Origin of the sequence: Hymenobacter properus (assembly GCF_015694735.1) — a bacterium.
In the GTDB taxonomy this organism is placed as follows: Bacteria; Bacteroidota; Bacteroidia; order Cytophagales; family Hymenobacteraceae; genus Hymenobacter; species Hymenobacter properus.
Window position 1 is genome coordinate 1026065 of record NZ_JADQDP010000003.1, and the last position, 26655, is coordinate 1052719.

14 protein-coding genes and 1 riboswitch are annotated in these 26655 nt (G+C 63.7%); of the genes, 6 read left to right on the forward strand and 8 right to left on the reverse strand.

Annotation, left to right across the window (positions count from 1 at the left end; genetic code table 11):
* The first annotated feature begins 143 nt into the window (after positions 1–143).
* Both I2I01_RS16135 and I2I01_RS16140 read left to right on the forward strand, forming a co-directional pair.
* A complete protein-coding gene (locus I2I01_RS16135) occupies positions 144–1187 on the forward strand; it encodes a M28 family peptidase (protein WP_196287492.1) in 1044 nt (347 codons plus the stop codon).
* An 81-nt stretch (positions 1188–1268) separates the two neighbouring features.
* Complete coding sequence (locus tag I2I01_RS16140; RefSeq protein ID WP_196287493.1) at positions 1269–2591, forward strand: alpha/beta fold hydrolase; 1323 nt, start codon at positions 1269–1271, stop codon at positions 2589–2591.
* 73 nt (positions 2592–2664) lie between these two features.
* Here I2I01_RS16140 and I2I01_RS16145 read toward each other — a convergent pair whose 3' ends face one another.
* Both I2I01_RS16145 and I2I01_RS16150 read right to left on the reverse strand, forming a co-directional pair.
* Positions 2665–8154 carry a M36 family metallopeptidase gene (locus I2I01_RS16145; protein WP_196287494.1) on the reverse strand — a complete coding sequence of 1830 codons (5490 nt, stop codon included), beginning with the start codon at positions 8152–8154 and terminating at the stop codon, positions 2665–2667.
* Positions 8155–8668: 514 nt separating this feature from the next.
* A complete protein-coding gene (locus I2I01_RS16150) occupies positions 8669–9574 on the reverse strand; it encodes a S66 peptidase family protein (protein WP_196287495.1) in 906 nt (301 codons plus the stop codon).
* A 138-nt stretch (positions 9575–9712) separates the two neighbouring features.
* On the opposite strand from I2I01_RS16150, the gene I2I01_RS16155 reads away from it, so the two are divergent.
* Both I2I01_RS16155 and I2I01_RS16160 read left to right on the forward strand, forming a co-directional pair.
* Entirely contained in the window at positions 9713–12661 is a 2949-nt protein-coding gene (locus I2I01_RS16155) for an alpha/beta hydrolase fold domain-containing protein (protein ID WP_196287496.1), read from the forward strand.
* 30 nt (positions 12662–12691) lie between these two features.
* Positions 12692–13930 (forward strand): alpha/beta hydrolase fold domain-containing protein, encoded by a 1239-nt coding sequence (locus I2I01_RS16160; RefSeq protein ID WP_196287497.1) that lies wholly within the window; start codon positions 12692–12694, stop codon positions 13928–13930.
* 71 nt (positions 13931–14001) lie between these two features.
* Here I2I01_RS16160 and I2I01_RS16165 read toward each other — a convergent pair whose 3' ends face one another.
* The 4 genes from I2I01_RS16165 to I2I01_RS16180 all read right to left on the reverse strand — a co-directional run bounded on the left by I2I01_RS16165 (position 14002) and on the right by I2I01_RS16180 (position 19295).
* Entirely contained in the window at positions 14002–15255 is a 1254-nt protein-coding gene (locus I2I01_RS16165) for a homoserine dehydrogenase (RefSeq protein ID WP_196287498.1), read from the reverse strand.
* Between the two features lie 211 nt (positions 15256–15466).
* Positions 15467–16495 carry a homoserine O-acetyltransferase family protein gene (locus I2I01_RS16170; RefSeq protein WP_196287499.1) on the reverse strand — a complete coding sequence of 343 codons (1029 nt, stop codon included), beginning with the start codon at positions 16493–16495 and terminating at the stop codon, positions 15467–15469.
* Between the two features lie 330 nt (positions 16496–16825).
* Positions 16826–18205, reverse strand: coding sequence for an O-acetylhomoserine aminocarboxypropyltransferase/cysteine synthase family protein (locus tag I2I01_RS16175; protein WP_196287500.1), 1380 nt, complete (start codon positions 18203–18205; stop codon positions 16826–16828).
* Positions 18206–18592: 387 nt separating this feature from the next.
* Positions 18593–18706, reverse strand: a riboswitch (SAM riboswitch).
* A 298-nt stretch (positions 18707–19004) separates the two neighbouring features.
* A complete protein-coding gene (locus I2I01_RS16180) occupies positions 19005–19295 on the reverse strand; it encodes a LysM peptidoglycan-binding domain-containing protein (RefSeq protein ID WP_196287501.1) in 291 nt (96 codons plus the stop codon).
* Between the two features lie 180 nt (positions 19296–19475).
* On the opposite strand from I2I01_RS16180, the gene I2I01_RS16185 reads away from it, so the two are divergent.
* A complete protein-coding gene (locus tag I2I01_RS16185; protein WP_196287502.1) occupies positions 19476–19898 on the forward strand; it encodes a hypothetical protein in 423 nt (140 codons plus the stop codon).
* Between the two features lie 187 nt (positions 19899–20085).
* On the opposite strand, the gene I2I01_RS16190 is transcribed toward I2I01_RS16185, so the two are convergent.
* Both I2I01_RS16190 and I2I01_RS16195 read right to left on the reverse strand, forming a co-directional pair.
* On the reverse strand, positions 20086–21168 hold the full coding sequence (locus I2I01_RS16190; protein WP_196287503.1) for a lysylphosphatidylglycerol synthase transmembrane domain-containing protein: 1083 nt from the start codon (positions 21166–21168) through the stop codon (positions 20086–20088).
* A gap of 153 nt (positions 21169–21321) precedes the next feature.
* Complete coding sequence (locus I2I01_RS16195) at positions 21322–24267, reverse strand: TonB-dependent receptor domain-containing protein (RefSeq protein ID WP_211537991.1); 2946 nt, start codon at positions 24265–24267, stop codon at positions 21322–21324.
* A 417-nt stretch (positions 24268–24684) separates the two neighbouring features.
* Here I2I01_RS16195 and dxs point away from each other — a divergent pair, with 417 nt between their 5' ends.
* Positions 24685–26631, forward strand: coding sequence for a 1-deoxy-D-xylulose-5-phosphate synthase (gene dxs, locus I2I01_RS16200; RefSeq protein WP_196287504.1), 1947 nt, complete (start codon positions 24685–24687; stop codon positions 26629–26631).
* The last annotated feature ends 24 nt before the right edge of the window (positions 26632–26655 follow it).

Sequence of the window (26655 nt, forward strand, 5' to 3'; positions counted from 1 at the left end):
ACAGATAAAACCGTCTGTCATCCTGAACGTTTTGCGCATCAAGCAAAGACGAAGGACCTTCTCACCGTTGAATAACTTACAGCAATTAGTAAAGGCGTAGCGGTGATAAGGTCCTTCGCTGCGCTCAGGATGACATAAAGAATATGAACTTCCGCACCCTTCGCCTCCCCCTGGCCACCCTGGCAGGCCTCCTGGTCCTCACCGGCTGCCCGGACAAAACCAAGACCACCGAAACCACCGACACCAGTAGCGCCCCGGCTGCGCCCAAGCTGCCCAAGGCGCCGGTGTTCAATGCCGACTCGGCCTACGCCTTCACGGCGAAGCAGGTGAGCTTTGGGCCGCGCGTGCCCAACTCCAAGGCCCACGTGGCCTGCGGCGACTGGATAGTGCGCAAGATGAAAGGCTTCGGCCTGAAGGTGATGGAACAGCCCTTCAGCGCGATGACGTTTGACGGCACCAACATCCGCTGCCGCAACATCATCGCCCAGTACCAGCCCACGGCGGCGCGGCGCGTGGCCATCTTCGGCCACTGGGATACCCGCCCCTTTGCCGACAACGACAAAGACCCGAAAAAGAAAAACGCCCCCATGGACGGCGCCTCCGATGGTGCCAGCGCCGTGGCCGTGGCCATGGAAATGGCCCGCGTACTCGGCCAGCAGCCCGACTCACTGGCCCCCAACGTGGGCGTCGACTTCATTTTCTTCGACGCCGAAGACTGGGGCCACGACGACACTACCCAGCAGGACCTGAAAAACCAGCTCGATGGCAGCGGCACCGACTCCTGGTGCCTGGGCTCGCAGTACTGGACTACCCACCTGCTGCCCGCCGGCTACAAGGCCGAGTACGGCGTGCTGCTCGACATGGTGGGCGCCAAGGGCGGCACCTTCACCCGCGAAGAAACCTCGCGCACCTATGCCCGCGGCCCGCTCGACAAAATCTGGAACACGGCCGCCACGCTGGGCTATTCCGACTTCTTCCTGTTTCAGGACACCGGCGGCATCACCGACGACCACGTGTACACCAACAAGGCGGGCATTCCCACGCTGGACATCTACGACCACCCCAGCTACGGCCAGGACTACTTCCCGGCCTACCACCACGCCACTACGGATAACATGAGCATCATCGACCGCAAGACGCTCAAGGCCGTGGGCCAAACCATGACGCAGGTGCTGTACATTGATTAAAGCACACGCACAAAAAAAGGCCGGCAGGGCAACTTGCCGGCCTTTTTTGTATCCAGTAAGCTCATCCATTTCCTTCCTTTCTTGAAACACCTTTTCTTCCTTCTCGCCCTACTGGCATTCGGCCTGCCTGCCGCCGCCCAATCCAAACTCAAAACCCAGGTCAGCCCCGTGTTCTACTTCCGGCAGCGGGCCGAAGTGCAGCCCTACGCCGGCAAGCCCTATCGCCTCTCGGCCCGCATGAAAGTGGAAGCCCCGGCCGGCGACAGTGCCGATGCCAACGTGTTCACGGTGGTGTTTGACAAGAACAAGAAGTACCTGGCCATGAGCAAGCCCGGCCAGATGCGGGCCAAGCGGCGCGACGGCCAGTGGCGCACCTTCTCCCTCACTGGCACGCTACCCAAGGCGGCCGCACAGCTTGTGGTCAACGCCAATGTGTACCTCAACGGCACTTTCGGCTACGATGATTTCAAGCTGGAAGTAGCTGTAAGCAAAGGCCAGTGGCAGCCCGTGCCGCTACTCAACGGCGACTTCGAAGCCACCCGCGCCGATAGCGCCAACGGCTTTCCCAACGGCTGGCGGCCTTTGTTTCTCAACAATGCCTACCGCTACCGCGTGGCGCAGGAGCCGGCCGGCAACCACTTCCTCGAAATCATGGGCCAGGGCGTGGTAAACTACGGCCACAATGCAGCGGCGGGGCATACCGTGGCCCTCAATGGCATCAAGCTTTACTACGAAACCTACGGCAGCGGCGAACCCCTGCTCCTGCTGCACGGCAACGGCCAGTCCATCTCGGCCTTCAACGGGCAGATTCCCGAACTGGCCAAGCATTACCAGGTAATTGCCGTCGACACCCGCGCCCAGGGCCAGAGCACCAATGGCAAGCAAACGCTGACCTACGACCTGTTTGCCGACGATATGAGCGCACTGCTCAAGGCCCTCAACATCCCGGCCGCAAACGTGGTGGGCTGGAGCGACGGCGGCAATACTGGCCTGAGCCTGGCCCTGCACCACCCGCAGCAGGTGAAGAAACTTGTGACCATGGGCGCCAACCTTTGGGCCGATACCCTGGCCGTGACACCCGCTACCCTGAAGGAAGTACACAAAGGCAAAACCATGACCACGCTGCTCTACCCCATCAACAAGCAGGCTCGCAAGGTGCGTCCGCTCATGACGCTGCTGCTGGACTACCCCCGCATGAAGGGCGCTGACTTAGCCGGCATCGCGGCCCCCACGTTGGTGCTGGCAGGCGAGAAAGACCTGATTCAGCCTGCGCACACCCGCCTCATTGCCAGTAGCATTGCGAAGGGGGAGGTGAAAATATTGCCCGGCCTCACGCACTACGCCCCCCAGGAAAACCCTGCTGTGTTCAACGCGACGGTGCTGGAATTCTTAGGCCGGCCGTAGGCCAAGAATTCGCTACAAACAAAAAGGGCGAGCCAATTGGCTCGCCCTTTTGCGTGTTCGGACTAACGGAAACTTACTCTACCGTCAGGCGCAGGGCCTGGGCGCCGGCGCGCACCACGTACACGCCGGTGGCCAGGCCGGCCGGCAGGGCCAGCGTGGCGGTGCCTTTGGCATCAGCCGGGGCCGAGGTCACCTGACGGCCGACGGCGTCGAACACCGTTACCACGGTGCCGGGCGCAGCGCCCGTGAGCGTAGCGGTGCCACCGTGGGCAGGGTTGGGGAACAGGGCCAGCGTGGCCGCCCCATGGGCGCCGGCTGTAGCCAGCGGCGCCGCGGCGCTCAGGTTCAGGTAGAAGCGTCCGGAGAGGCCGGCCGTGGCCTGGGCCGCGCTCACGCTGAATGCGTAGCCGGTAGCGGGTAGGGTGGCCAGGTCGGTGCGGGTGTTGAGCTGAGTGTCGACCAGCACGGCGGCCACGCCGGCGGGCAGGTTCAGCAACTCGCTCACAGCCAAGGTGTAGGCCCCGGCAGCGGGCGCACCCACCGTCAGCGGCACCACGGTGCCCGTGGTGAAGGCCGGCAGGCCGTTGATGGCCAGCTGAGTGGTGCCCGCCTGGGCTGATAGGTTCAGGCCCGTGGGGTTGGGCAGCTTCAGCGCGTCGAGCGCGGCGTCAACACCTGCCGTGGCGGCCGGGTCGGCGTACACCGTCAGGGCGTCGCGGCCAGCCGTGCCGCGCAGCTCCAGCGTGAGCTGCGGGCGCGGGTCGGCGGCATTGCGGCCAAAGGCGGGCTGGGCCCCGAAGGTGGTCACCCGGTTGTTGCCGGCCATGCGCACGGTGCCAGGCGTTGCGGCCGAGGTGGTGTGCACAAAGAAGCCCGCGCCAGCCGGAATAATGGGCGAGGCTGCGCCGGGCGCACCGCCCAGGTAGGTGCGGTAGCTGCCGGCGTAGGGGCCGCTGCTCTGGTACACATACACGGCGCCGTCCATGTTCTGCAGGTTGTTGGTGGCGGCGGTGCCTACGGTCATGGTGCTCCAGTCCAGGGGGCTGGGGAAGGGGTTGCCCAGCAGGTGCCAGCCAGTGGCCGGGTCAGAGTTGGCGCGCTGCAGGTTGGCGCGGCTCACGCTGCCGGTGGTGAAGGTGCCGGTAAAGTCGACCAGCGCGGCGCCGGGCGCCTGCACCGAGTAGCCGCGGCCCACTTGCGGCACCTCGGTGCCCAGGGCAGCCTGCCAGCCCTTATCGAAGGTGCCGTAGGTGCTGTTGAGGCCAACAATACGGTCCTGGTTGTAGCTGAACACCGTGGGGAAGGGCGTTACCAGTCCGGGCGTGGCCGAGCTGTTGTAGGGGGCGGCCCCGCTGAAGTCGGGCGTGTAGCCGGTCGTGGCCAGCGTGGCCAGGGTTTCGGCGCCCACGCCAGCCACCATGGGGCTGGCGTAGTGGCGGTAGCCGCTGGCGGCGGTGTTCGTCTCGATGTGGCGCTGCAGCGTGCCGGTGCTACCGGTCACGCTGCCACCGCCGGTGTTGGCGATGAGGGCCGTGCCGTTGGCATCGCTCAGCAGCGTGAGGGCCTGGCCGTTCAGGCTCAGGTTGCTGGTGGTGGGCAGGGCCAGCACCTGCACGATGCCCACGGCCTGCGTGAGGGTAAGGCCGCCGGTGGTGGCATTGGTCAGGTTGCGCACCGTGGCGGGCAGGCCCGAGCCGGTGGCCTGGGCCGTGGCGGCGGGGCTGGTGTACACGTAAGAGGCATCGGCCGCGAAGCTGCGCGCACCGGTGGTCTGCACCGCGCCCGTGGCCCCGCTCGCGCTGATGCCGGCCGGGTCGCAGATGCGCAGCGTGGCGCCGGCAGCCAGCGTGAAGCTGCCGGCACCCGTCAGGGGCTGGCAGTTGGTGTCGAAGGTGCCGCCGTTCTGCACGGTTAGGGCCGTGTTCACCACGGTGCCGCCGCTCAGCTGCGCCACGCCCGTGTTCGTCACGGTGATGCTGTTATACGTGCCGGCCGCCACCGTGGTGGGGCTGGCCGTGGTGCCCGTGCTGATGGTCAGGTCGGGGTAGGTCACCGTGAAGGTCAGGCCGTTGCTGGTGCCGTAAGGCGTGGTCACGGTCAGCAGGCCGGTGGTGGCACCGGCGGGCAGCGTAAAGGTGAGGCTGGTGGCAGTGTTGGCCGTGATGGCGCCCACGGCAATGGCCGCGCCGTTCAGGGTCAGGCCCGTGGCGCCGGTCAGGTCGGTACCCGTGATGGTCACACTCGTGCCCACGGTCCCACTGTTCGGGCTGAGCAGGGTGATGACCGGTACCGGCAGCGGGGTGAGGAAGGTGGCCCGGGCGTAGCTGCCCACCACGGCATTGGCGTTGTCGAGCAGTTGCACCTGCTGCAAGCCGCCGCAGCCGTTCATCACCTCGATGTCGTCCACGAACCAGCCCGGCAGGACCCCGTAGTCGTTGAGCGCATCGGACTGGAACTGGAAGCGCACCCGAATGGATTGCCCACTGAACGAAGTCAGGTTAATCAGCGACTGCTGGAAGGCGGCCGAACCGCTCGCCTTCGACGAGATGCCGGAGAAGCAGGGCTTGCCCACCGAAGCCGTGCCGCTGGCAAAGACCGAGTTGTAGCCGTTCAGCAGGAAATAAGAAGCTGCGTCCTGCCAGGCGCCGTTGTTCACCGAAATGGCTACCATGCCCCCATCGTAGATGCTCTCCGTGCTGAAGAAGTGGTAGAAGGACAGCACCGAGAAGCCCGTGGGCGTGAAAGCGGCCGACGTCAGAGTCACGTCCGAGCTGGCGCTGGGGTCGATACAGGCCCAGGCCGTGGTGCCGCTGTGGGCGCGGGCCGTGCTAGCGGCCCAGGCATTGCCGCCGCCGTTAGTCACCACGGCCGGCGTGAGGCCGCCGGTGGTGCTGGTTTCGCGGTTGTCGTTCACGGGCCGCACAATGGCGCAACCGGCTCCGGTAGCCGTTTGGGCCACAATCTGGAAGGTGCGCTGCTGGCCCTGCGTAAAGCTTAGGGCGGGGAAGGTGACGGTGCTGCCGCTGAGCGTGCCGCCCGTGCTGCTCACGTACTGCAGGCCGGTGGGCAGCTGGTTGGTGAGGGAAACGGGGGCCTGGGTCTGGCACTCGCAGGTGGCCGTCAGGTTGATGGCAAACTGGTTGCCCACCAGGGGCGTGAGGTTCTTGCTCAGGCGCACGCCGGGTAGGTCGTAGGCCACGGTTTGGTCGGTGGCGCTGGTGGAGGCGCCTTCGCGGGCGCTGGCGCCCATGCCCCGGCGGGCAAAGGCCCCCCAAATGGCGCAGTGGTAGCGCCCGCCGTAGAGCAGTGAGTCGGCCGCCAGAATGGCGTCGCGGCCGTCGAGGAAGCCCGGCTGGCAGGGCTGCAGCTTCAGGCCTTGCATCACGAGTTGCAGGGCCACGGCGTTGCCGCCGGTGCTGGCGCTATTATACAGGTTGGGTTCGATGCGGCCTTGCTGCTGGATGATGTTCCAGGTCATGTCCCACAGCGTGACGGCCCAAATTTCGCCGATGTTGTGGACCTCGGTGCTGGTAGCCATGTTGGCGTAAGTCAGCGGGTTCACGGCCATGTTGGTGCTGTAGGGGTAGCGCCGGATGCCACCGCCCGAAGCGGCTTGGCCCTGGGCATAGGTACCCATGGGCCGGGCCCGGGGGCCGTCGGTGAGGGGGGTGTTGCCCCAGTCGGTGGTCATCATCAGGGCGAAGAAGTCGCTCCAGCCCTCGCCGGCCTGCTCGGCGTTGTAGAGGCAGCTGGTGTTGCTGCCCCCGCCGGTCAGGCGGTTGCTAATGCCGTGGCCGTACTCGTGCACCATGATGCCGCTGTCGTTGTCGCCATCGAGCGAGGGCAGAGCCGGGATGGTGACGGCCAAGCCGGAGCCTGCCAGGTTGCCCAGCGTAATGCCGTCGGCATTGGACACCATCACGGCGGGAATGGTAATGCTGTTGTCGGTGCCGCCCATCACGATGGCCGGGCCACCCGCTATGCCCCGCAGCATAATAACGCCAATGGCTCCTGCCGTCTGGGCCGACTTTATCTTCGTCACGTAGCCACCGGTGCAGCCAAGGCTGCTGATAAGCGCAATTTTGCCGGTCAGGCTGGTGGCGCTGGCGCCGCAGGCCAAGTGGGTGAAAGGACTCGTGCCCGCGTCGTCAAAGTATACCGCCGGACCGGTAACCGCGCCCACGGCGGCGAGCTTGTTGTTAGTGCTCACGGCGCCCTCCACGGCATTGTAGCTGGCCACGGCGGCGGCCGGGGCCGTCACGTTCACTTTCGCCGGCGCCGAAAACAGGTACATCTGCATGCGGCCGCTGGTGCCGTCGGGCGGGGTGCTGAAGTTGGCGTTGTTGGTGCCGCCGCCGTCCTGGGCTTCGGCGCGCACGTGGTCGGCGCCCGTGCCGCCACGGCCCAGGTTATCGGTCTGGAAGTTGGCGCTGGCTTCGTTGAAGCCGTACTGATACATCACGTCGTGCATCAGGTTGTTCCAGTAGAACAGGTTCACCGTAGCGGCCCGGCGGTTCTTGCCCAGCGTGGCCGCTTTGGTGAAGTCGGGCGCGTAGTTGAACACAAGCGAGCTAGCCGTGCCGGTAGAGGTGGCAAAGCGGCCCGGGGCGTTGGTCTTGAGGCTGTCGTCGTAGGCCCACACGTTGTTGCCGCGGGTGTCGAGGTAGTTGGTGGTACCGTCGAAGTGCCAGCCGTGGGTGGTGGCGGCGTTGCCGGCACCGGCCCGCAGCCAGGGGTTGGTATCGGCGACGGGCGTGGTCACGTCGGGCCGCTCACCCGGGAAGGGCACTACGATGTAGCTGGCCGGCGTCACGGCCGACACCTTTTTGGCACCGCTTGGGCGGCTCAAGGTGGAAGCAGCACCGCGGGTTGGGCTGGCGCTGGTCTCATCCGAATGGGCGGGGCCGGCCATGTGCTCGGCCTTCTCATTCACGGTCCAGTTGTCCTGTTCCAGCACCCGGCCGGTGTTGGCGTCCACCCGGATGTTAAGCCAGTCGGCCGAGGCCTTCACGTCCACGTTCACGTTCCAGGCTAGGCGGGGCGTCCGGTTGGGGCCCATAGCCCACACTAGGCGGGCTTCGATAGGCCGGCGCGCCACCCCCGCCGCAGCAAAGCTTTGCTGCTTGTCGGGGCCATTGGCAGCACCCAGGCTGGCGGGGCTGAAATCAGGGTGGCCGGGCAGGCTGGCCACGGCCGTGGCCACGGCCGCCCCCGCCGTTACGCGAGGCGCGGCCGACAAGCCCGCAAAGGCCTTGGCCGGCACGAAACTGCCCGCGTGGTGAGCCAGCTTGCCACTCTTGAAGACGAGCGTGGCCACCTGGTTATACACCGGGATGCCAGCTTGTAGCTGCTGCGGGTAGGCGTAGAGCAGGCCCGCGCCCTCAGTACGGGCGCTGGAAATGCGAAGGTCCGCCGCAGCCACGCCGGTCCCAGCCCACTGCTCGCGAGTTTGCAATGCCAACTCGGCGGCCTGCCGGCTGACTTCTGTTTGGGCCTTGGCCGGAAGCCAGGTGCCCACCAACAACCCCAAGGCTGCTAGGTAGCGTGAATAGAATTGTTTCATGGGCATAAAAAATGTTGCCAACCGAAAGCCAGCTGGCCTAGGTACAAATTTATACTTGTTTAGCAATATTAAAAGGGTGTTGATATGATTATTTGAGCTTTTCTTTTACATAGTGGAAAAGCTTACAATTCCGGGGCTGCATCCACCGCTGTTACCATGGCGGTTGAAGCAGATTCGGCCTCTATGCCCAGCCAAAAAAGGGCGGGCCCATGGACCCGCCCTTACAGGGAGCAGAGACGGCAGCGAGCAGCTAGGCTGTCAACTTTAAGGTTTTGCTGCTGACGCGCACCACGCACACGCCCGTGGTCTCACAAGCGCAGTCGGGGCCAACGGCAAAGGCCAACCCAGACAAGGCAGTGAGTAAGATTTGTGTTAGAATATCGACTTGTTCCTGCTGCATGTTTGCTGACGGCTCGCAACCGGCCGGCACAAGACTAAGTCAGGGGACTTGGGATGCGTACGGTAACCAAAGTTTGCTGAAAATGAAATCATTACCAGCGCCGCGACAGCCCGGCTACACTGTCAGCCGCCCGCCCGCCTCGTCTACCGTCAGCGTCACGGTCTGGCCCACCACCAGGGCCAGATTATCGGCCTCGTGGCCTACAGGGAAATTGTAGGCCACAGGGAAGTCGTACAACCGGGCGTAACGGTCGATGATTTCCTGGGCCGTGACGCCGAAGGGGATGGCGTTGTCGCGCATCTGCGAGAAGTGGCCCACCACCAGGCCAGCCAGCCCGGCCAACTGGCCGCTACGGTGCAAGTGCAGCATCATGCGGTCGACGTGGTAGAGGTACTCGTCCAGGTCTTCCAGAAACAGGATGCGGCCCGCAAAGCCCGCCTGCGAGGCCGTGCCCGTGATGGTTTGAAGCAGGCTGAGGTTGCCGCCCACCAGCGCGCCGGTGGCCGTGCCCGGCCGGTTGAGGGCATGGGCTGGCGCCGTCATGGGCTGGAAGGCTTCGCCAAATAAGGCTCGCCGCAGGGTTTCAAGGGCCAGCTCGCCGCCTTCCTGATGGAACAGCACCGGCATCACGCCGTGGATGCTGGCGTAGCCCAGGGCCAGCAAGTGGCTGTTGAGCACGGTGATGTCGGAGAAACCGGCCACCCACTTGGGCGCGGCCCGGAAGCCGGCGAAGTCGAGCCCATCCACGATGCGGGCCGTGCCGTAGCCGCCGCGGGCGCAGAGGATGGCGCGGATGCCGGGGTCGTCGAGCTGCTGCTGGAAGTCGGCGCGGCGCAGGTCGTCGGGCCCGGCGAACTGGTGGAAGTCGCCGGCGATGCTGTCGCCGAGAACGACCTCCAGCCCCCAGCTTTCGAGGGTGGCGATGGCGGGGGCCAATTCGGCGGCTGAGATTTTGCGGGCGGGCGACACGAGGGCCACGCGCTGGCCGGCGCGCAGGGCAGGGGGGAAGATGACGGACATGGGGAAGCAGGCGTTGAAGGCGCAAATAACGCAGGTTGTACTTTCGGAGCGGTGGCCTGAAAGCCGGCCCAACCCTGCGCCCCGTTTCTACGTCAGCCCTTTGGCTCAGTCCCTTTCACCTTTCCACCCCGATTCTCTATGAAAGCTTCTTTACTCCTGGTGTTGCTGCTGGTGCTGGGCACCTGGCAACGAGCCGCGGCCCAAACGCCTATCGACACCACCGGGGGCCGGTACTTCCGGCCCATATTCCCCACCGTGACCGTGACTACGGGCGTGGTGTACGGCAACACCACCAACCCCGTGTTCAACACGGCCATGCCGCTGCTCATGGACGTGTACCAACCCGCCGGCGACCTGGCCACCGAGCGGCCGGTCATCATCTTTGCCCACGAAGGCGGCTTCGTGCGGGGCACGCGCAACGATGCCTACATGACAGCCGTGTGCACGCAGTTTGCCAAGCTGGGCTACGTCACCGCCAGCATCGACTACCGGCTGCTGTTCTTCCCCCTCGACACCACCAACGTAAGCCGGGCGGCCATTCGCGGAATGCAGGACATGCGCGCCGCTGTGCGCTTTTTCCGCGAAGACGCCGCCACCGCCAACGTGTACAAGGTAAGCCCCAGCCGCATTGTGGTGGGCGGCGCCTCGGCCGGGGGCTTCATGGCCCTGCAAGTGGCCTACCTCGACAAAGCCAGCGAAGTGACCTCCGACGTGAACCTGGCTGCGCTGGGCGGCATCGAGGGCAATAGCGGCCACGCCGGCTACAACAGCTTCCCGCTGGCCGTGCTCAACCTGAGCGGCGCCACCAACCCGCCCGCCATCATCGAGCCCGGCAACGCCCCCCTCTACAGCGCCCACGGCACCGCCGACGCCGTGGTGCCCTACCTCAAGGGCCGCGTGGGGGCGGGCCTGCCGCCCAAGTACGTGTTCGGCAGCGGCCTGCTGAACCCCTACGCCAGCAGCGTGGGCGTGCCCAACGTGCTGCGTCGCTTCAGCAAGGCCCCCCACATCCCGCAATACCCGGTGCAGAGCGCCGACACCGGCAGCCCCAACTCGGCAGCCTACGCCGACACGACGTACCGCGACATCCGGGCTTTTCTGCGCCCGCTGCTGGCGCCCTTCGTGGCCCTGCCGAGCCTAGTCATCAACACGAACACAACCGTAGCCCCCGGTGCCTACCAGGACATCACCATCAACAGCGGCACGGCCACCCTCAGCGGCAATGTGACGGTGTATGGCACGCTGGTTATCAAAAGCCAGAGTGGTCAGCCGGCTGGCGCTTTGAACACCAATTGCTTTGTAGTGGATGGGCCGGGCAACTTCGATTTGCAGGCCGGGGGCGCCCTGCGCATCTGCGACGTCGATGGTATCAGTGCCAGTGGGGCCACGGGGGCCGTGCGCAACACGGGCGCGCGCAGCTTCAGCAACGACGCCGTGTACGTCTATAACGGCACGGCCGACCAAGTGACCGGCACCGGCCTGCCTACTACTGCGCGCGAGTTGGAAATTGCCGTGCCCTTAAATAACAGGGTAACCCTAACCAGAGCGGTGAGCATCCGGCAAAGGTATGTACCCACCAGCGGGCTCTTGGATAACCGCTTCCAGACCGTGACGTTGCTATCGGGACCATCTGGTACGGCCCTGGTAGGACCGGGCGCTGGTACGCAGAACAATCTCGTGACCGTACAGCTCTACTTAGACCCAAGCGTCAACCCGGGGCTGGGCTACCGGCACATCGCTCCGCCAGTAGCAAGTGCTACTACCGATGACCTGGCCACCCCTGCCTTCACCCCCATCATCAATCCAGCCTACAACACAAGCACGCGGCCTGATTTAGTACGGCCTTTCCCCAATGTATTTGGCTACGAACAGTCCCGGATACTTTTGTCCACGGCCACCGTTTATTCAACCTTTGACAGAGGCTGGTTTGTGCCGGTATCGCGTCCCGGTGCTCCCAATTACCTGCCTGGTAACCATGGCTACGCCGTGAACATCACCGCTGGCCAGACCCTATCCTTCACTGGCGCACTGCTAGCCAACGACCGGGACATCTCGTTTACACTCACCGGCGCTGTTGCTGCCGATGCAGGATGGCACTTGCTCGGCAGCCCTTTTGCTTCTGCCCTGGATTGGGATAATGTCACCCTACCTACGGGCATGAGCAGTGCCATGTACATTTTTGTGAGCACCAGCCAGTATGCCGGCAACTACCGCGCCTACGTGAACGGCGTGGGCGGTGCCGGCCGCATCATCCCACTCGGGCAGGGCTTCTTCGTGCGCTCATTGTCACCCAATCCCGTCACCTTTACCTTCCCGGTCAGCGCCCGCGTCCCCGACTTTGCGACGTCTAACACCGCCACTCTGCAGCGCACCGCTACCGATACCCGGCCGCAGCTGCGCCTCACGCTGGCTGCCGCGGCCACGCCAGCTACCACCGATGAGGCCTACGTCTACCAGCAAGCCGGTGCCACCAATGGCGTGGATGCCGCCTTCGATGCCGTGAAACTGCCTAACCCCAGCGGCCTGAACCTCGCCACCCTGGCTGCCGGCCAGCAGCTTGCCATCAACGGCCTGCCCGTGGTGGGGGCACCCACTACCGTGCCATTGGACCTGGGCGTGCCCAGCCCGGGCGCCTACGTCCTCACCGCCGACCAACTGGCTAACTACGCCCCCGGTGCCCTCGTCCTGACTGATGCCCTAACGGGCACCCGCACGCCGTTGGCTGCCGGCACCCGCTACGCCTTCACGCTGGTCGGCACCACCGCACCTGGCCGCTTTGCCTTGGAGCTGAGCGCCGGTGTGCTGGCTACCAGCCCAGCCCAGGCCCTGGCGGCCCAGCTGCAGGTGTATCCGAACCCGGCTTCGGGCAGCTTCCACGTGATGCTGCCGCTGCCGGCCGGCGCCGTTGCCCCGGTTGCCGTGCTGACCAACGCGCTGGGCCAGACGGTGCGCCGCCTGCCGCTGTCCGCAACCGCGGGTTCGTTGGCAGCTGGTGAGGTGAACGTGCGCGGCCTGGCGCCGGGCGTGTACCAGCTGCACCTCACCGTGGCCGGCACGGCCCTGGTGCGTCGCGTGGTGGTAGAATAAGTCCTTGTCAATGACTTAATTTGCAGCCTTATGAAATCCATTCTCCGCATCCTGCTGTTGCTGCTGGCCGCCGTGCCGGCCGCCCGTGCCCAAACGTTCATCGACACCACCAGCGGGCGCTACTACCGGCCCATTTTCCCGAACGTTACCGTGACATCAAACGTCACTTACGGCTCGGCCACCACCTACACCGGTTCTACCCAAACGCTGGTCATGGACGTGTACCAGCCCACCGGCGACGTGCTCCCCCGGCGCCCCCTCATCATCTTTGCCCACCAGGGCGGCTTCCTCACGGGCTCCAAGACCGATGCTTACATGGTGAACGTGTGCACCCAGTTTGCGCGGCTGGGCTACGTCACGGCCAGCATTGAGTACCGCCTGGGCTTCCCCATCACCGGCTTCCCGCCGCCCGCCGCCGATACCGTGGGGGTGGCCCAGGCCGCTATTCGCGGCATGCAGGACCTACGCGCGGCCGTGCGCTTCTTCCGCAAGGATGCCGCTACCACCAACACCTACCGCATCCAGCCCAGCTACATTGCAGTGGGCGGCTCGTCGGCCGGCGCCTTCATGGCCCTCTCCGTGGGGTATATCGACAAAGCCACGGAAGTACCGACCTACGTGGGCCTGGCAGGGCTGGGCGGTATCGAGGGCAACAGCGGCAACCCCGGCTACAGCAGCGCCGTGCTGGCCGTGCTCAACCTGAGCGGTGCCACCGAGCAGCCCAGCGTCATCGAGGCCGGCAACGCGCCCCTACTGAGCGTGCACGGCACTTCCGACGGCACCGTGCCCTACCTGCAAGGGCGGGTGGGCTCGCTGCTGCCGCCCAAGTACGTGTACGGCAGCGGCCGCCTGAACCCCCGTGCCACGCAAGTGGGCGTGCGCAACACGCTGGTGCGCCTTTCGCGTGCTGGCCACATTCCCTTCGAAAGCAACACGGCTTATGCCGACACCACCTTCCGCGCCATCCGCGACTTTCTGCGCCCGGCGCTGGCCCAGGCCGGCACCACCTTGGCCGCCCGCACCGGAGCCAGCGCCCAGCCCACCGCCCACGCCTATCCCAACCCGGCCAACGACGCCATTCGCCTTCAGCTGCCCGAGGCCTGGGTGAACCTGGCCGAGGCCCAGTTGCTTGACGCCGCCGGCCGCGTGGTGCGTACCCTCGACCCCACCAGCACCCGCGACCTCACCGTGTTGCGTGGGTCACTCAAGGCGGGGCTTTATTTATTGAAAGTTCCCGGACAGGTGCCCGTGCGCATCGAGTTTAAATAAGTACGAATCATTACGGATGGTGCAACAGGCCGTCATGCTGAGGGAAGCCGAAGCATGACGGCCTGTTGCTGTCAGGCCCGCACGGCCGCCTCCGCCTCCGCTACCGGCGCGGCTACCCGCGCCTCGCCCGCGCGGGCCACAAACACGCCATTGGCCCGCAGCTCTTGGCGCCAGGCCCACAGCTGCTGCACGGCCACAGGCCCGGTGGCATAGGCGCCGCCCGCTTCGGTGAGGCGCAAGGCCTCCGCGGGCAGCTCCAGCCAGGTCAGCACCTCGCGCAGCACGCCGGCGTCCGGGTGGCTCACGTACGCATCCAGCTCCAGGCCCTGCGTCAACTGCGCCTCGGGCCGGGCCGACTGCTTGGCGTACTGATAGCGCAGCCCGCGGCGCAAAGCCAGCACATCGGCTAGCACGGCCGAACCGGTGGGGTGCCCACCGGCGCCACGCCCCTGCAAGAACTGCTTGCCGGCAAACGCTGCATCGAGCACCACGCCGTTAAACTCCCGCTCCACGCCGTAGAGCGGCGACTCTGGGCCTACGAGCTGCGGCGTCACCAGGGCCGTGAGGTGGCCATTGGGCAGGCGGCTGAGGCTAGCCACTACCTTGATTTTCTGTCCCTGGGCCGTCGCGTAGGCAATATCGACCGCTGAGATGCCCTCGATGCCGAGGTTCAGCACAGCATCCGTTTCCAGAAAAGTGCCGTAGGCATGGGCGGCCAGTATCACCGCTTTAGAGCGGGGGTCGAAGGCGCCCATATCCAGCGCCGGGTCGGTTTCGGCGAAGCCTTGCAGCTGGGCCTCGGCCAGCGCCGCCGCGTAATCGGAGCCTTCCTCACTCATGCGCGTCAGCACGTAGTTCGAAGAGCCGTTGAAGATGCCGCTCACTGCGCGCAGCGGCTCGTGGCTGAAGTACTGGTCGAGCGTGCGCACCACCGGAATGCTGCCGCACACCGCCGCTTCGTACAGCATCGTGCCGCCAAACTGGGCCTGCAGCTGCACCAGTTCGGGCAGGTGCTGGGCCAGCATGGCTTTGTTGGCCGTGGCCACACGGCGGCCCTGGCGCAGGGCCGCGCTCACCAGCCGGAACGCCTCGGCGGCATCATCGATTACCTCAACCAGCACGTCCAGCGTCGTGTCGGCCAGCAGCTCATCGGCGTGGTAAGTGAAGTGCGCAGCGGGCAGTGGGCGCGGCTTTTCGGGCGTTTTCACGGCGATGCGCGCCACAACCAGATTGAGCTCTGGCTGCTGCCGCACAATGTCGTAGAAGCCCTGCCCAACGCAGCCAAACCCAATCAGGCCAATGCGAAGAGGAGTGTTTTCATTCATCACTGTAGAGTTAAATTTGCTGGCCTGCGGTGCTGCAACACCCGGCCAGCACTTGTGCTCGCACAAGCAGTTTTGTACTGTGTGTTTTGGTTTTGTGCTTCCGAATCGGATTTTATGCCCTATTTCCTGGGTTTGTGCTTGATAAGGGCGTTTCCAGCTTCTGAAGCCACTTTTGGCTACTGAAAAGCTTGGCCTACGCTCGACGTAACACTTAGTGCACAAACGTGGGCGCGTAAAAGCGCTCCAGAAAGTGCGTGATGGCCCCAGTTTCCAGCAGGAAGCCGTCGTGCCCGTAGCGCGAGTCCAACTCGCCATACATGGCGCCGGGGATGTGCGCGGCCAGTTCCCGCTGCTCGCTCAGCGGAAATAGCACGTCGGAGGTAATACCCAGCACCAGTGTGCGGGCCCCAATGCGGCGCAGAGCTTTCGCCACCCCGCCCCGGCCGCGGCCGAGGTTGTGCGAATCCATGCTGCGGCTGAGGGCCACGTAGCTGTAGGCATCAAAGCGGGCCACCAGCTTGTCGCCCTGGTAGCGCTGGTAGGAGCTGGCGCGGTGCTCGCGGGGCAGCTCGTCATCGTCGGGGTCGGTCTGAGTTTCGGCGTAGGCCGCGTAGCTGCGGTAGCTGAGCAGGGCCATGGCGCGGGCGGCGCGCAGGCCCTCGTCGCCCCCGCCGGGCTGGCCGGCGGCGTAGGTTGGGTCGGCCTCGATGGCCAGCCGCTGCGCCTCGTTGAAGGCAATGCCCCAGGCCGAATGCCGCGCGTTGGTGGCAATAACGACCAGGTGGTCGAACAAATCGGGCCGCTGCACGGCCCATTCCAGCGCCTGCTGTCCGCCCAAAGAGCCCCCGATAAGCGTATGGATGTCCGTCAGCTCCAGGTCCTGGCGCAGCAGCTCGTGGGCCTTCACCAGGTCGCGAATGGTGAGCCGCGGGAAGTGCTGGTAGCGGGGCTGGCCTGTGGCGGGGTCCCGGTCGCGCGGGCTGGTGCTGCCGTAGCAAGAGCCCTGCACGTTGGCGCAAATGATGAACCAGTCGGCCGGGTCATAATAGCAGCCGGGACCCACCAGGCCGGGCCACCAGGTCAGTACGTCGGCGTTGGCGGTGAGGGCGTGGCACACCCACACCACGTTGTCGCGGTCTTCGTTGAGTTGGCCCCAGGTGCGGTAGGCCACGCGGGCATCGGCCAGCGTTTCGCCGCTTTCGAGGGGCAGCTCGGGGATGTAAAAAAACTGGTCTGACATGGGTTCTAACAACTAAAGGCAGCGGTAGAATCGGGCCACAAGGCCCGCCATTGGTATCTCACCCCCATCTTTCTCCAACTGTAAATCAGGAAAGCCAGTGAGCCCGTGGGCCGATTCTACCCCTGCCAAATGCTTAGGCCGCCAGCGAGGCTGGCGCCGGCCCACCAGAGGTGGCCCGCTGGCGGCGGTTTTTATTAGGTGTCGGATGTTGGCCCTGTCATCCTGAGCGCAGCGAAGGACCTTACCACGTCAGTAGCGTTTACTGACAGTTCACCCAAACGTGAAAAGGTCCTTCGCTGCGCACAGGATGACAGGCACAACACCTATAGCTTATACTTCCAGCGGCTGGGCGTGCTCCAGTTCGGGCTCGCTTACTTCCTCGCCCTCCGTGGGCTGGCTGGCCGAATTGCCCACGGCATCGAAGGCGGCCTGTAGGTCGGCTTTGATGTCCTCAAAGTGCTCGATGCCCACCGACAGGCGCAGCGAGGTGGGCGTGACGCCCGCCGCTAGCTGCTCAGCGTCGCTCAGCTGCTGGTGCGTGGTGGCCGAGGGCTGAATGATGAGCGTCTTGGCGTCGCCCACGTTGGCCAAGTGGCTGATGAGCTTCAGGTTGTCAATGAATTGCGTCGCCGTTTCCTTGCTGCCCTTGATGCGGAAGCTCAGTACGCCGCCGAAGCCGCGCTTGAGGTACTTCTGGGCCAGGCGTTGATAGGGACTGCTGGCTAGGCCGGGGTAGTTCACACTTTCTACCTGCGGGTGCTGCTCCAGCCAAGTAGCGATTTTCAGGGCGTTTTCCACGGTGCGGTCCACGCGCAAACTCAGGGTTTCGAGGCCTTGCAGCAGCTGGAAGGCGTTGAACGGGCTCTGCGAAGGGCCGAAGTCGCGAAGGCCTTCTACCCGGGCCCGGATGATGAAGGCGATGTTGCCGAACGGGCCGCCTTTACCGAATACATCGTTGAAAACCAGGCCGTGGTAGCCCTCGCTGGGCTCGGTGAACTGGGGGAATTTGCCGTTGCCGAAGTCGTAGGTGCCGCCGTCTACAATCACGCCGCCGATGCTGGTGCCGTGTCCGCCAATCCACTTCGTGGCCGACTCCACCACGATGTGCGCGCCGTGCTCCAGCGGCCGGAACAGGTAACCGCCCGCACCAAAGGTGTTGTCTACAATCAGTGGCAAATCGTGCCGGTTGGCAATGGCCGCAATGGCTTCAAAATCTGGAATGCTGAAGCTCGGGTTGCCAATGGTTTCCAGGTAAATGGCTTTTGTGTTCTCGTCAATCAACTCCTCAAACGAGGCCGGGTTGTCGCCATCAGCGAAGCGCACTTCGATGCCTAAACGCTTGAATGCTACCTTAAATTGGTTGTAGGCGCCACCGTAGAGGAAGGCCGTGCTCACGAAATTGTCGCCGGCTTGCAGGATGTTGTTGAGGGCGATGAACTGGGCCGCCTGGCCCGAGCTGGTGGCCAGCGCTGCCACACCGCCTTCCAGCGCCGCCACGCGTTGCTCAAACACGTCGGTGGTCGGGTTCATCAGGCGGGTGTAAATATTACCAAACTCCTTCAGCGCAAACAGGTTGGCGCCGTGCTCGGCGCTCTTGAACACGTAGCTGGTGGTTTGATGAATGGGCACGGCGCGCGAGCCGGTGACGGGGTCGGGCTGCTGGCCGGCGTGGAGTTGCAAAGTTTCGAAGTGCAGGGAAGGAGCGGACATGATGCTATTGCGTTTGGAAGGTTGAAAACCCTTAATGATGAATACTTTGGATTTGTCAAAAGCCTTTTAGTAAGCGCTTTGTGACATGCTAAACCCCCGGGTAGCCCGTGTTGAAGCGGCGGACTGAACCTAGCCGCCCGAACCCGAAGGGGTACGCGCCGGCCATGGCAAGCCACCAGAAAATCCAGAAAGGAGGGAGGGGAGTCTAAGCTGAAATCAGCTTAGCAACAACACGGGCGGCAACAGCACATTCGCATTCGTGCCGGGCGCGTGGTGAAGAGTTGGCCGCCATGGGCCAAAACAGAAAAACCCGAAACCACGGCGCGCAAAGCAGCCGGAGCAGTCGGGTTCAAAAAAGCGGATTCAGCGGGGTATTCCATGGCACTCGAGTCATATGCCCCAGGGTAGCCGAAGCCGCCGTGGGTAGGAATTGGCACCTTTCGCGAAGGATGGTTGCCAGCGGGTCAGGGAGCCTAGTCTCTCGCCGCTTCTGTATAAAACTTAAAACTTCCCGCCGTTAGCAGGGAGTACCGCGTTGGTAGGGCAAATGTACGGGAGAAATTTTCGGACGGGCAAGCGGTGGATGCGAAAAATATTTTTTGCTAGCCCCATCGCCTGTCATCCTGAGCGTAGCGAAGGACCTTACAACCGATGAACAGTTTGCAGTAATTCAAAAAGACACGAACATGATAAGGTCCTTCGCTATGCTCAGGATGACAGGCGATTGTGAGCCATCAAACGCAAAAAAGCCACCCTGAAACAGAGTGGCTTTTCTCACCTTTTTTCTGCAAAAAAGTACCTAGAGACTAGGTAGGGTTAACACCTGACCGACTTCAATATGGTCAGGGTTACTGCCGATGGTGGCCTTGTTGGCCTCGTATATCTGATGCCACTTGGCAGCGTCGCCATAGTGGTTTTTAGCAATTTTAGAAAGCGAGTCACCGCTTACCACGGTGTACGAATCGCCGGCCGTGGCCGGTTTGGCATCGGCTGCGTTTCCGAAGAAATCAGTACCGCCAGCAGCCGGTTTTGCGGCGGGCTCTGCAGGTTTTTGCTCGCCTTTGTCGCTGAGAAAATCAAAGAGTCCCATGGATTAGTTCAGTAAGATGGAAAAAAATGTGGAATAGCTGACCCGCGAGCCGGCTAACAGGGCCCATATACGGGCGAGCTTCGGCCGGGTTTCGCGCTAAACTCTTTTGCTTAGCCGCCGTAAGCCGACGAGTTTGCAACCGCAGACAACCTCATTCTTTCACCATTCTTTTTTGTGCTCATGAAACCTCAGTCCCTGTTTTCGCTTCGTTATGTAGCCAGCTTGCTGCTGTTGCTTTCTTTGTTCGTAACCGCCTGCGGCAACGACAAAGGAAAGGTAGAAGGCGTGAATATGCTATATGGTACCGATAGCAAAGTTTGGAAAACTGCCAAAGAAACCGATGCCACCGGCGACAAAGTAAAGCAAACCGACGCGCAAAAGCAGCAGGAGCTTCACGTTTTTGCCAACGGCAACTACACCATGACCGACGGCGCCGCCGGAGCTGTGTCGGGTAAATACGCTTTCGACCAGGCCGCCAAAACCATCACCTTCACCCCCGAAGGCAGCGCTACGTCCAACCAGTTTTCGGTTGAAACCCTCACCGACGACAAGCTCACGCTGAAGTCGGCTGACGGCGCTACGCTGATGCTGGAAAAGGAATAAGCGCGAATTTTTGCTTGCAAAAAGCCCCGAGCCATTGTGGTTCGGGGCTTTTTTGTTTGGGTTCTGTTGACCGTCATGCCGAGCGTAGCCGAGGCATCTCGCGTGGGGTGGTAATCAAAACCGTTACGCCGATTGAATTGCGTTGCGCATGCGAGATGCCTCGGCTACGCTCGGCATGACGGTCATTCTAAGCCTGTGCTGGCTGCTTGCCAAACACCCGCGCCACCCAACGCGGCAGGAAAATCAGGCCCAATACCAGGTAGAGGTAATAGGTAACAATGCGGTAGAGCAATACCACGAAGCTCGTCATGGTGGCCGTGCCGATGAACTTGCCGAAGAAGGTGGGGAAAGCACCCTCGGCGATGCCCGCGCCGCCCGGTGTGATGGCCACCAGCAAAATGACTTTGTAGGTGATGTTGCGGGCAAAAATGAACAGGAACGTGCCCGTATCCATGGGCACGAAGGCAGCGATGAGGCAGCCGATGATGGCATAACGGGCCGTCCAGACGAAGGCCGTGCTCACGCTGGCGCGCCACCAGTAGCCGGCGCCGGCTCCGCGCAGCTGCTGCGAGGCACGCACCAGCTCCTGCCCGTGGCGGTATGCCGCACGCCGCCAGCGCCGCAGCAGCCGGAATGAGAACAGCCGCACCAGCAGCCGGCGCACCGACTTCGGATTGACGAAAATGGCGTACAGCATCAGCCCCGCATACAGCGTCACGAACAAGTAGCTCACCCCAAACGCCACCCGCAGCGTGGCCACGAAGCCGGTTTGCAGGGCCTCGTGCGGGTAGAGGCCCGCCCCGGCGATGAGCACCACCAGCGGCACCATCACCACGTAGTAGAGGTTGTCGAGCAGGGCCGTGACCATAATGTAGGCCAGCCCTTTACCCAGCGGGATGCCTTCTTTTTCGAGAATGAACGGGGCCGCGCCGGTGCCGCCCTGCCCCGAGGGCAGCACGCAGGAAGCAAACTCCCAAATCATAATCACATCCAGCGCCTGCCGGTAGGTGAGCTCGGTTTCGGCGATGTGGCGGATGCGGTAGATGTAGCCCAGGTCGCGGGCGGCCAATACCAGCACGGCCACCAGCAGCCAGCGCCAGTCGGCATTGGCCAGCGGGGCCAGCTCGCCGGGCTTGTAGCTGTGCCAGAACAGGTAGCCCACCACCAGCAGCCCCAGCACCACCGGCAGAATCAGGCGCGAGGGCCGCAGCCGCTGCAGGAAGTGCGCATCGTCGGCGTCGGGCAGAGCGGCGGGGAGCTTATTGGTCATCAGGCGGAAAAGTAGCAGCTGAACAAAAGTAGAGGCTGGCCCACAGGCGCCGCGTTAAAAATCAATTAAGAGCAGCGTTGGGTGATAAAAAGAACGTCATGCCGCGGCTTGCGCAACATGACGTTCTTTTTATCCGGTTTCGGTAGCTACTGGCTAGGGCCGGCCGCCGGGGCTGCCCGCCGGCACCGTGCCGTTGGGCGTGGCGGTACCGGGCGACGGCGCGTTGATGGGGCTCGTGGGCTGGGCCGGCGTTGCCGGACGACGCGTCGAGTCGGCGGGCTGGGCCGTGGGGCGCTGCATGTTGGGGAAGCCAGCCGGGCGCTGGCCGTTGGCCGGCGCGCTGGTGCTGTCGGTAGCGGGCCGGCTGAGCGTGCTATCAGCCGGTGCTGCACCGGGCCGCTGGCCCGGGTAGCCGCCCGGCCGAGCGCCGGCCGGAGCACCGGGGTAGCCGCTGGGCGCGGCACCCGGGGCGCCAGCAGGCCGCTGCCCGCCCGCGCCGCCCGGGCGACCGCCGCCACCGGGAGCGCCGCCCCCGCCACCCTGGCCGCCACCGCCGCCTGCATCGAGGCCGCCGCCACCGCCGCCTTCGCCTTCGCTCTTCAAGTCGTCGTTGTTCACGCTCTTGCCGCGGCGCGTGGGGCCGGCCGTGAGCTTGCCAATGCGGTAGCTGAAATTGACGCGGAAGCCCAGCGTGGCAAGCTGGTTGCGGCTGGCTTGGTCGATAAGCGGCGACACCACGGTGTTGCGGATGGTGATTTTAGGGGTGAAGAAGTTATCGAACCCGAAGCCCAGGCTGCCGCGCTTCTCGGCAAAGTCGCGCTTGATGCCCAGCGTGTAGAAGTAGAAGCCGCTTTGGTCGCCCTGCAGCTGCACCTGGCGGCCGCGGTAAAAGGCAAAGGCCTGCACGCCCCACACCGGGGTAAAGTTGTAGGAGCCCCCGAGGCGGCCGCTGAACACAAAGCCCTGGTTGGAGGCATTGAAGTTGCGGTCGGGCACGTTGTTGGTGAGCGTGGTGTAGTAAAAATCGGTGCCCGCGTTCAGGTTGAGCTTGGCGCCGTTGAGGTTGGCGTTAAGGCTGCCGCCGTAGGCGTTTTGCTGGCCAATGTTGGCGTAGTTGGTCGAGACGGTGTCGGCGCCGCGCACCGTGCGCAGGGCCTCAATTGAGCCCGTAGTGTTGCGTACAAATGCGCTCATGCTCAGGTTTACCTTCTTCACCAGCGTGTTGTAGCCCAGCTCGTAGTTGTTGGTGTATTCGGGCTCGAGGTAGGGGTTGCCCTGGCTCACGTTCTTGGGGTTCTGCGCGTTCACGTTGGGGTTCAGGAACTGCAGCGAGGGGCGCTGAATGCGTCGGTTGTAAGCCAGCTTAAGCACGTTGCCGTTGTCGAGCTTGCGCGAGAAGTTCACGCTGGGTACCAGCACGCCGTAGTTCGGAATATCGGCCGCTTCCGATTTGGCGAAGCTGGCCTCAATGGTGGTGTACTCGTAGCGCAGGCCCGGTTTCAGGGTGAAGCCCTTGGGCAGCTGCAGCGTGTAGGCCGCGTAACCGGCCGTCACGTTCTGGCGGTAGTTGAACACGTTGCTGGCCGAGAGCAGGCCCACCGCGGGCAGCACTTCGCCGTTGGCGCCGTACGAAGTGGTAGCGTAGTCGGAATTTACCAGGCGCAGAATGTTTTTGGCGCCCAACTCCAGCATCTGAGTTTTGCTAACGGGATTCTGGTAGTCCAGCTGCACGGTGTATTCCTCGTTGTAGCTGGGGTTGTCGTTGACAATGCGCGATGGGCTACGCGGGTCGCTCGACTGAAAGATGGTGTTGGTGAAGCTATTGGTGCGGTCGTTGCGGCTGAACAAGGTCAGCAGGCTGATTTCGTGCTGCGGCTTCTCGAAGCTGTGGGTGTAATTCAGGCTGGCGTCCACGGTGCCCGACAGGTCCTTGGCGTAGGTGTCGCGCAGGTCGGTGCCAATGGGCGCGCCCGCCACCGTGGCCCCGCTGTAGGTGAGGCGCGAAAGGCCGTCCTGGTAGTTGTTGCCGCTGCGCGTGCCGTAGCTCACCGAGGCCTGCAGCGAGTTAAACTTGTTGATGTCGTAGTCCCAGCCCAGAGAGTAGCGCCCGAAAATGCCCTGCTGGCGCGTATCGGCGCTCTGCACCGTGGTGGTGGCCGCGCCGGTGCCCAGGCTGCGGGTCACCTGCGTGTTGCTGAACTCGCCCGGCGTGTTGTACTGGCCCCGGCCGAAGCCGCTCAGCGAAAAGCCCATTTTGCCGGTGCGCAGGCTGCCCTGCAGGCCTAGGTTGCTGTTGCGCAGGCCCGCGCTGATATTTACTCCCAGCGTGGCACCCTTCAGGTTGTTGGTTTTGGTGATGATGTTGATGATGCCGCCCGAACCTTCGGCGTCGTACTTGGCCGAGGGCGAGGTGATGACCTCCACGGTCTTAATCTGGTCGGCCGGAATCTGCTTTAGCGCGTCGGCAATGCTGTTGGCGGCAATGGTTGAGGGCTTGTTGTTGATGAGCACCCGAATGCTGGAGCTGCCGCGCAGGCTCACGTTGCCGTCGAGGTCCACGCTCAGCATGGGCACGCGCTTGAGCACGTCGGTGGCGTCGCCGCCGCGGGTGGTCTGGTCGTTTTCGGCATTGTACACGGTGCGGTCTACCCGCTCCTCAATCAGGGTCTTTTGGCCGGTCACCACCACTTCGCCCAGCTTCTGGGCCGATACGGCCAGTCTTACCGTGCCCAAATCGGTCGCGTTGCCGGCCGTCACCACCACGCCGGTCCGGTCTTCGTTCTTATAACCCACGAAGCTCACCTGCACCGTGTAAGTACCCGCCGGAATGCCGGGCAGCACAAACTTGCCGTCATCGCCGCACACGCCGCCGTTCACGGGGCTGCCGCTAGCGTCCAGCACCGCCACCGAGGCATAGGACACGGGCTTGCCCGTGCTGGCGTCCAGCACGGTGCCGGACACGCGGCCCGCAGCCGCGCGCGGGGCTGCGGCCGTGGCGGGACGGCTGCCCCCGCCGGGTGTCTGTTGGCCGGCGGCCAGGTGAGAAGCGCCCAACAGGGCAGTAAACAGGACGGCCGTAGCCGGTATATTTCGTTTCATACAATGCATAACGGCCAAAGTGCCGTTGAGGGGGCCGGAGGTTGCATCCGGCTATTTTCTTTTTGAATTAATAAGTCAATTCAGACCGTCATGCTGAGCGAAGTCGAAGCATCTCTACCGCACAAGTATTCATTTACTATTGCGGTAGAGATGCTTCGACTTCGCTCAGCATGACGGTCTTCTTATCTCGGCCTGACGTTTTCACGCCATCGGCTTGCCGATACGCAAAGGTCCCCACGAAGGCTAGGGCGATATTCAAAAACTAGATTATCAACAGCTAAATCCCGACCAAGGGGCTGATTCTGCCGCTCCCCAACAACCGCTCTTCGTTCGCCGTCGTACCTTTGTGCCGGCCCCACAATCTTTTAACGGGTCAGGCGGTTACATACCGTCACCAATCCCACCACGCCTGCCCCGATGATAGTTGAACCCGGCCCGCTGCTCGCGGCGATTGATTCGCCCGACGACCTCAAAAAGCTTGCTCCTGAGCAATTAGTCCAGTTGAGCACCGAGCTGCGCGAGTTTATCATTGATTCGGTGAGCATCTACGGCGGGCACTTCGGTGCCTCGCTGGGCGTGGTCGAGCTGAGCGTGGCCCTGCACTACGTCTTCAACACGCCCTACGACCAGCTGGTGTGGGACGTGGGCCACCAGGCTTACGGCCACAAAATCCTCACCGGCCGCCGCGACCGGTTTCCCACCAACCGCCGCTACCACGGCATGTCGGGCTTTCCCAAGCGTAGCGAGAGCGAGTACGATGCCTTCGGCGTGGGCCACAGCAGCACCAGCATCGGGGCGGCGCTGGGCATGGCCGTGGCGTCGGACTACAAAGGCGAGAAAGACCGGCAGCACATCGCCGTAATTGGCGACGGCGCCATGACGGCCGGCATGGCCTTCGAGGCCCTCAACCACGCCGGCGTAGCCAATTCCAACCTGCTGGTTATTCTCAACGACAACTGCATGAGCATCGACCCCAACGTGGGCGCGCTCAAGGAATACCTCACCGACATCACTACCTCCCGCACCTACAACAAGGTGCGCGACGAACTGTGGAACGTGCTGGGCAAGCTCAGCAAGTTCGGCCCTAACCCCCAGCAGATTGCCCGCAAAGTGGAGGCGGCCATGAAGGCCACGCTGCTCAAGCAAAGCAATTTATTTGAGGCGTTAAAATTCCGCTATTTCGGCCCCGTGGATGGGCACGACGTGCAGCACCTCGTCACCATCCTCAACGACCTGAAGACTATTCCCGGCCCCAAACTGCTGCATTGCGTCACGGTGAAAGGCAAGGGCTACGCGCTGGCCGAAAAGGACCAGACGTTGTGGCACGCGCCGGGCTTGTTCGACAAAATCACGGGCGAGATTTACAAGAAGACGCCCGACAAGCCGCAACCGCCTAAGTACCAGGACGTGTTCGGCCACACGCTGGTGGAGCTGGCCGAGGCCAACGACAAAATCATGGGCGTGACGCCGGCCATGCCCTCGGGCTCGTCGCTGAACATCATGATGGAGGCCATGCCCGACCGCGCCTTCGACGTGGGCATTGCCGAGCAGCACGCCGTCACGTTCTCGGCCGGCCTGGCCACACAGGGACTGATTCCGTTCTGCAACATCTATTCCTCGTTTATGCAGCGGGGCTACGACCAGGTGGTGCACGACGTGGCCCTGCAAAACCTGCACGTGGTGTTCTGCCTCGACCGCGCCGGCTTTGCGGGCGCCGACGGCCCCACCCACCACGGCTGCTACGACCTGGCTTACATGCGCTGCATCCCCAACATCGTGGTGGCCGCCCCGATGAACGAGCAGGAACTGCGCAACCTGATGTACACCGCCACCCTGCCCGAAAACGCGGGCCCCTTCAGCATCCGCTACCCGCGCGGCGAGGGCGTGATGCCGCAGTGGCGCACGCCGCTGCAGCGCGTGGCCATCGGCACGGGCCGTGTGGTGCGCGAGGGCGAAGAGGGCGGCGTGGCCATCCTCAGCATCGGCCACATCGGCAACTACGCCGTGAAGGCCACCGAAACCCTGCTGGCCGAAGGCCTCGATGCGGGCCACTACGACATGCGCTTCTGCAAGCCGCTGGACGAGGAAATGCTGCGCGACATCGCCCGCCGCTACCGCGCCATCGTGACCGTGGAAGACGGCTGCCTGCCCGGTGGCTTCGGCTCGGCCGTGCTCGAATTCCTCACCGACCACGGCTTCCACCTGCCAGTGCGCCGCCTCGGCATCCCCGACCGCGTGGTAGAGCACGGCACCCAGGACGAACTCTACAAAGAGTGCGGCTTCGACGCCGCCGGCATCGCCGCCGCTGTGCGCGAGCTCAGCGCCAAAGTGGCCACAGACACGCTGGCTACGGTGCTGCGGTAGGTTGCTCGTGTAGCTTTAGGAACA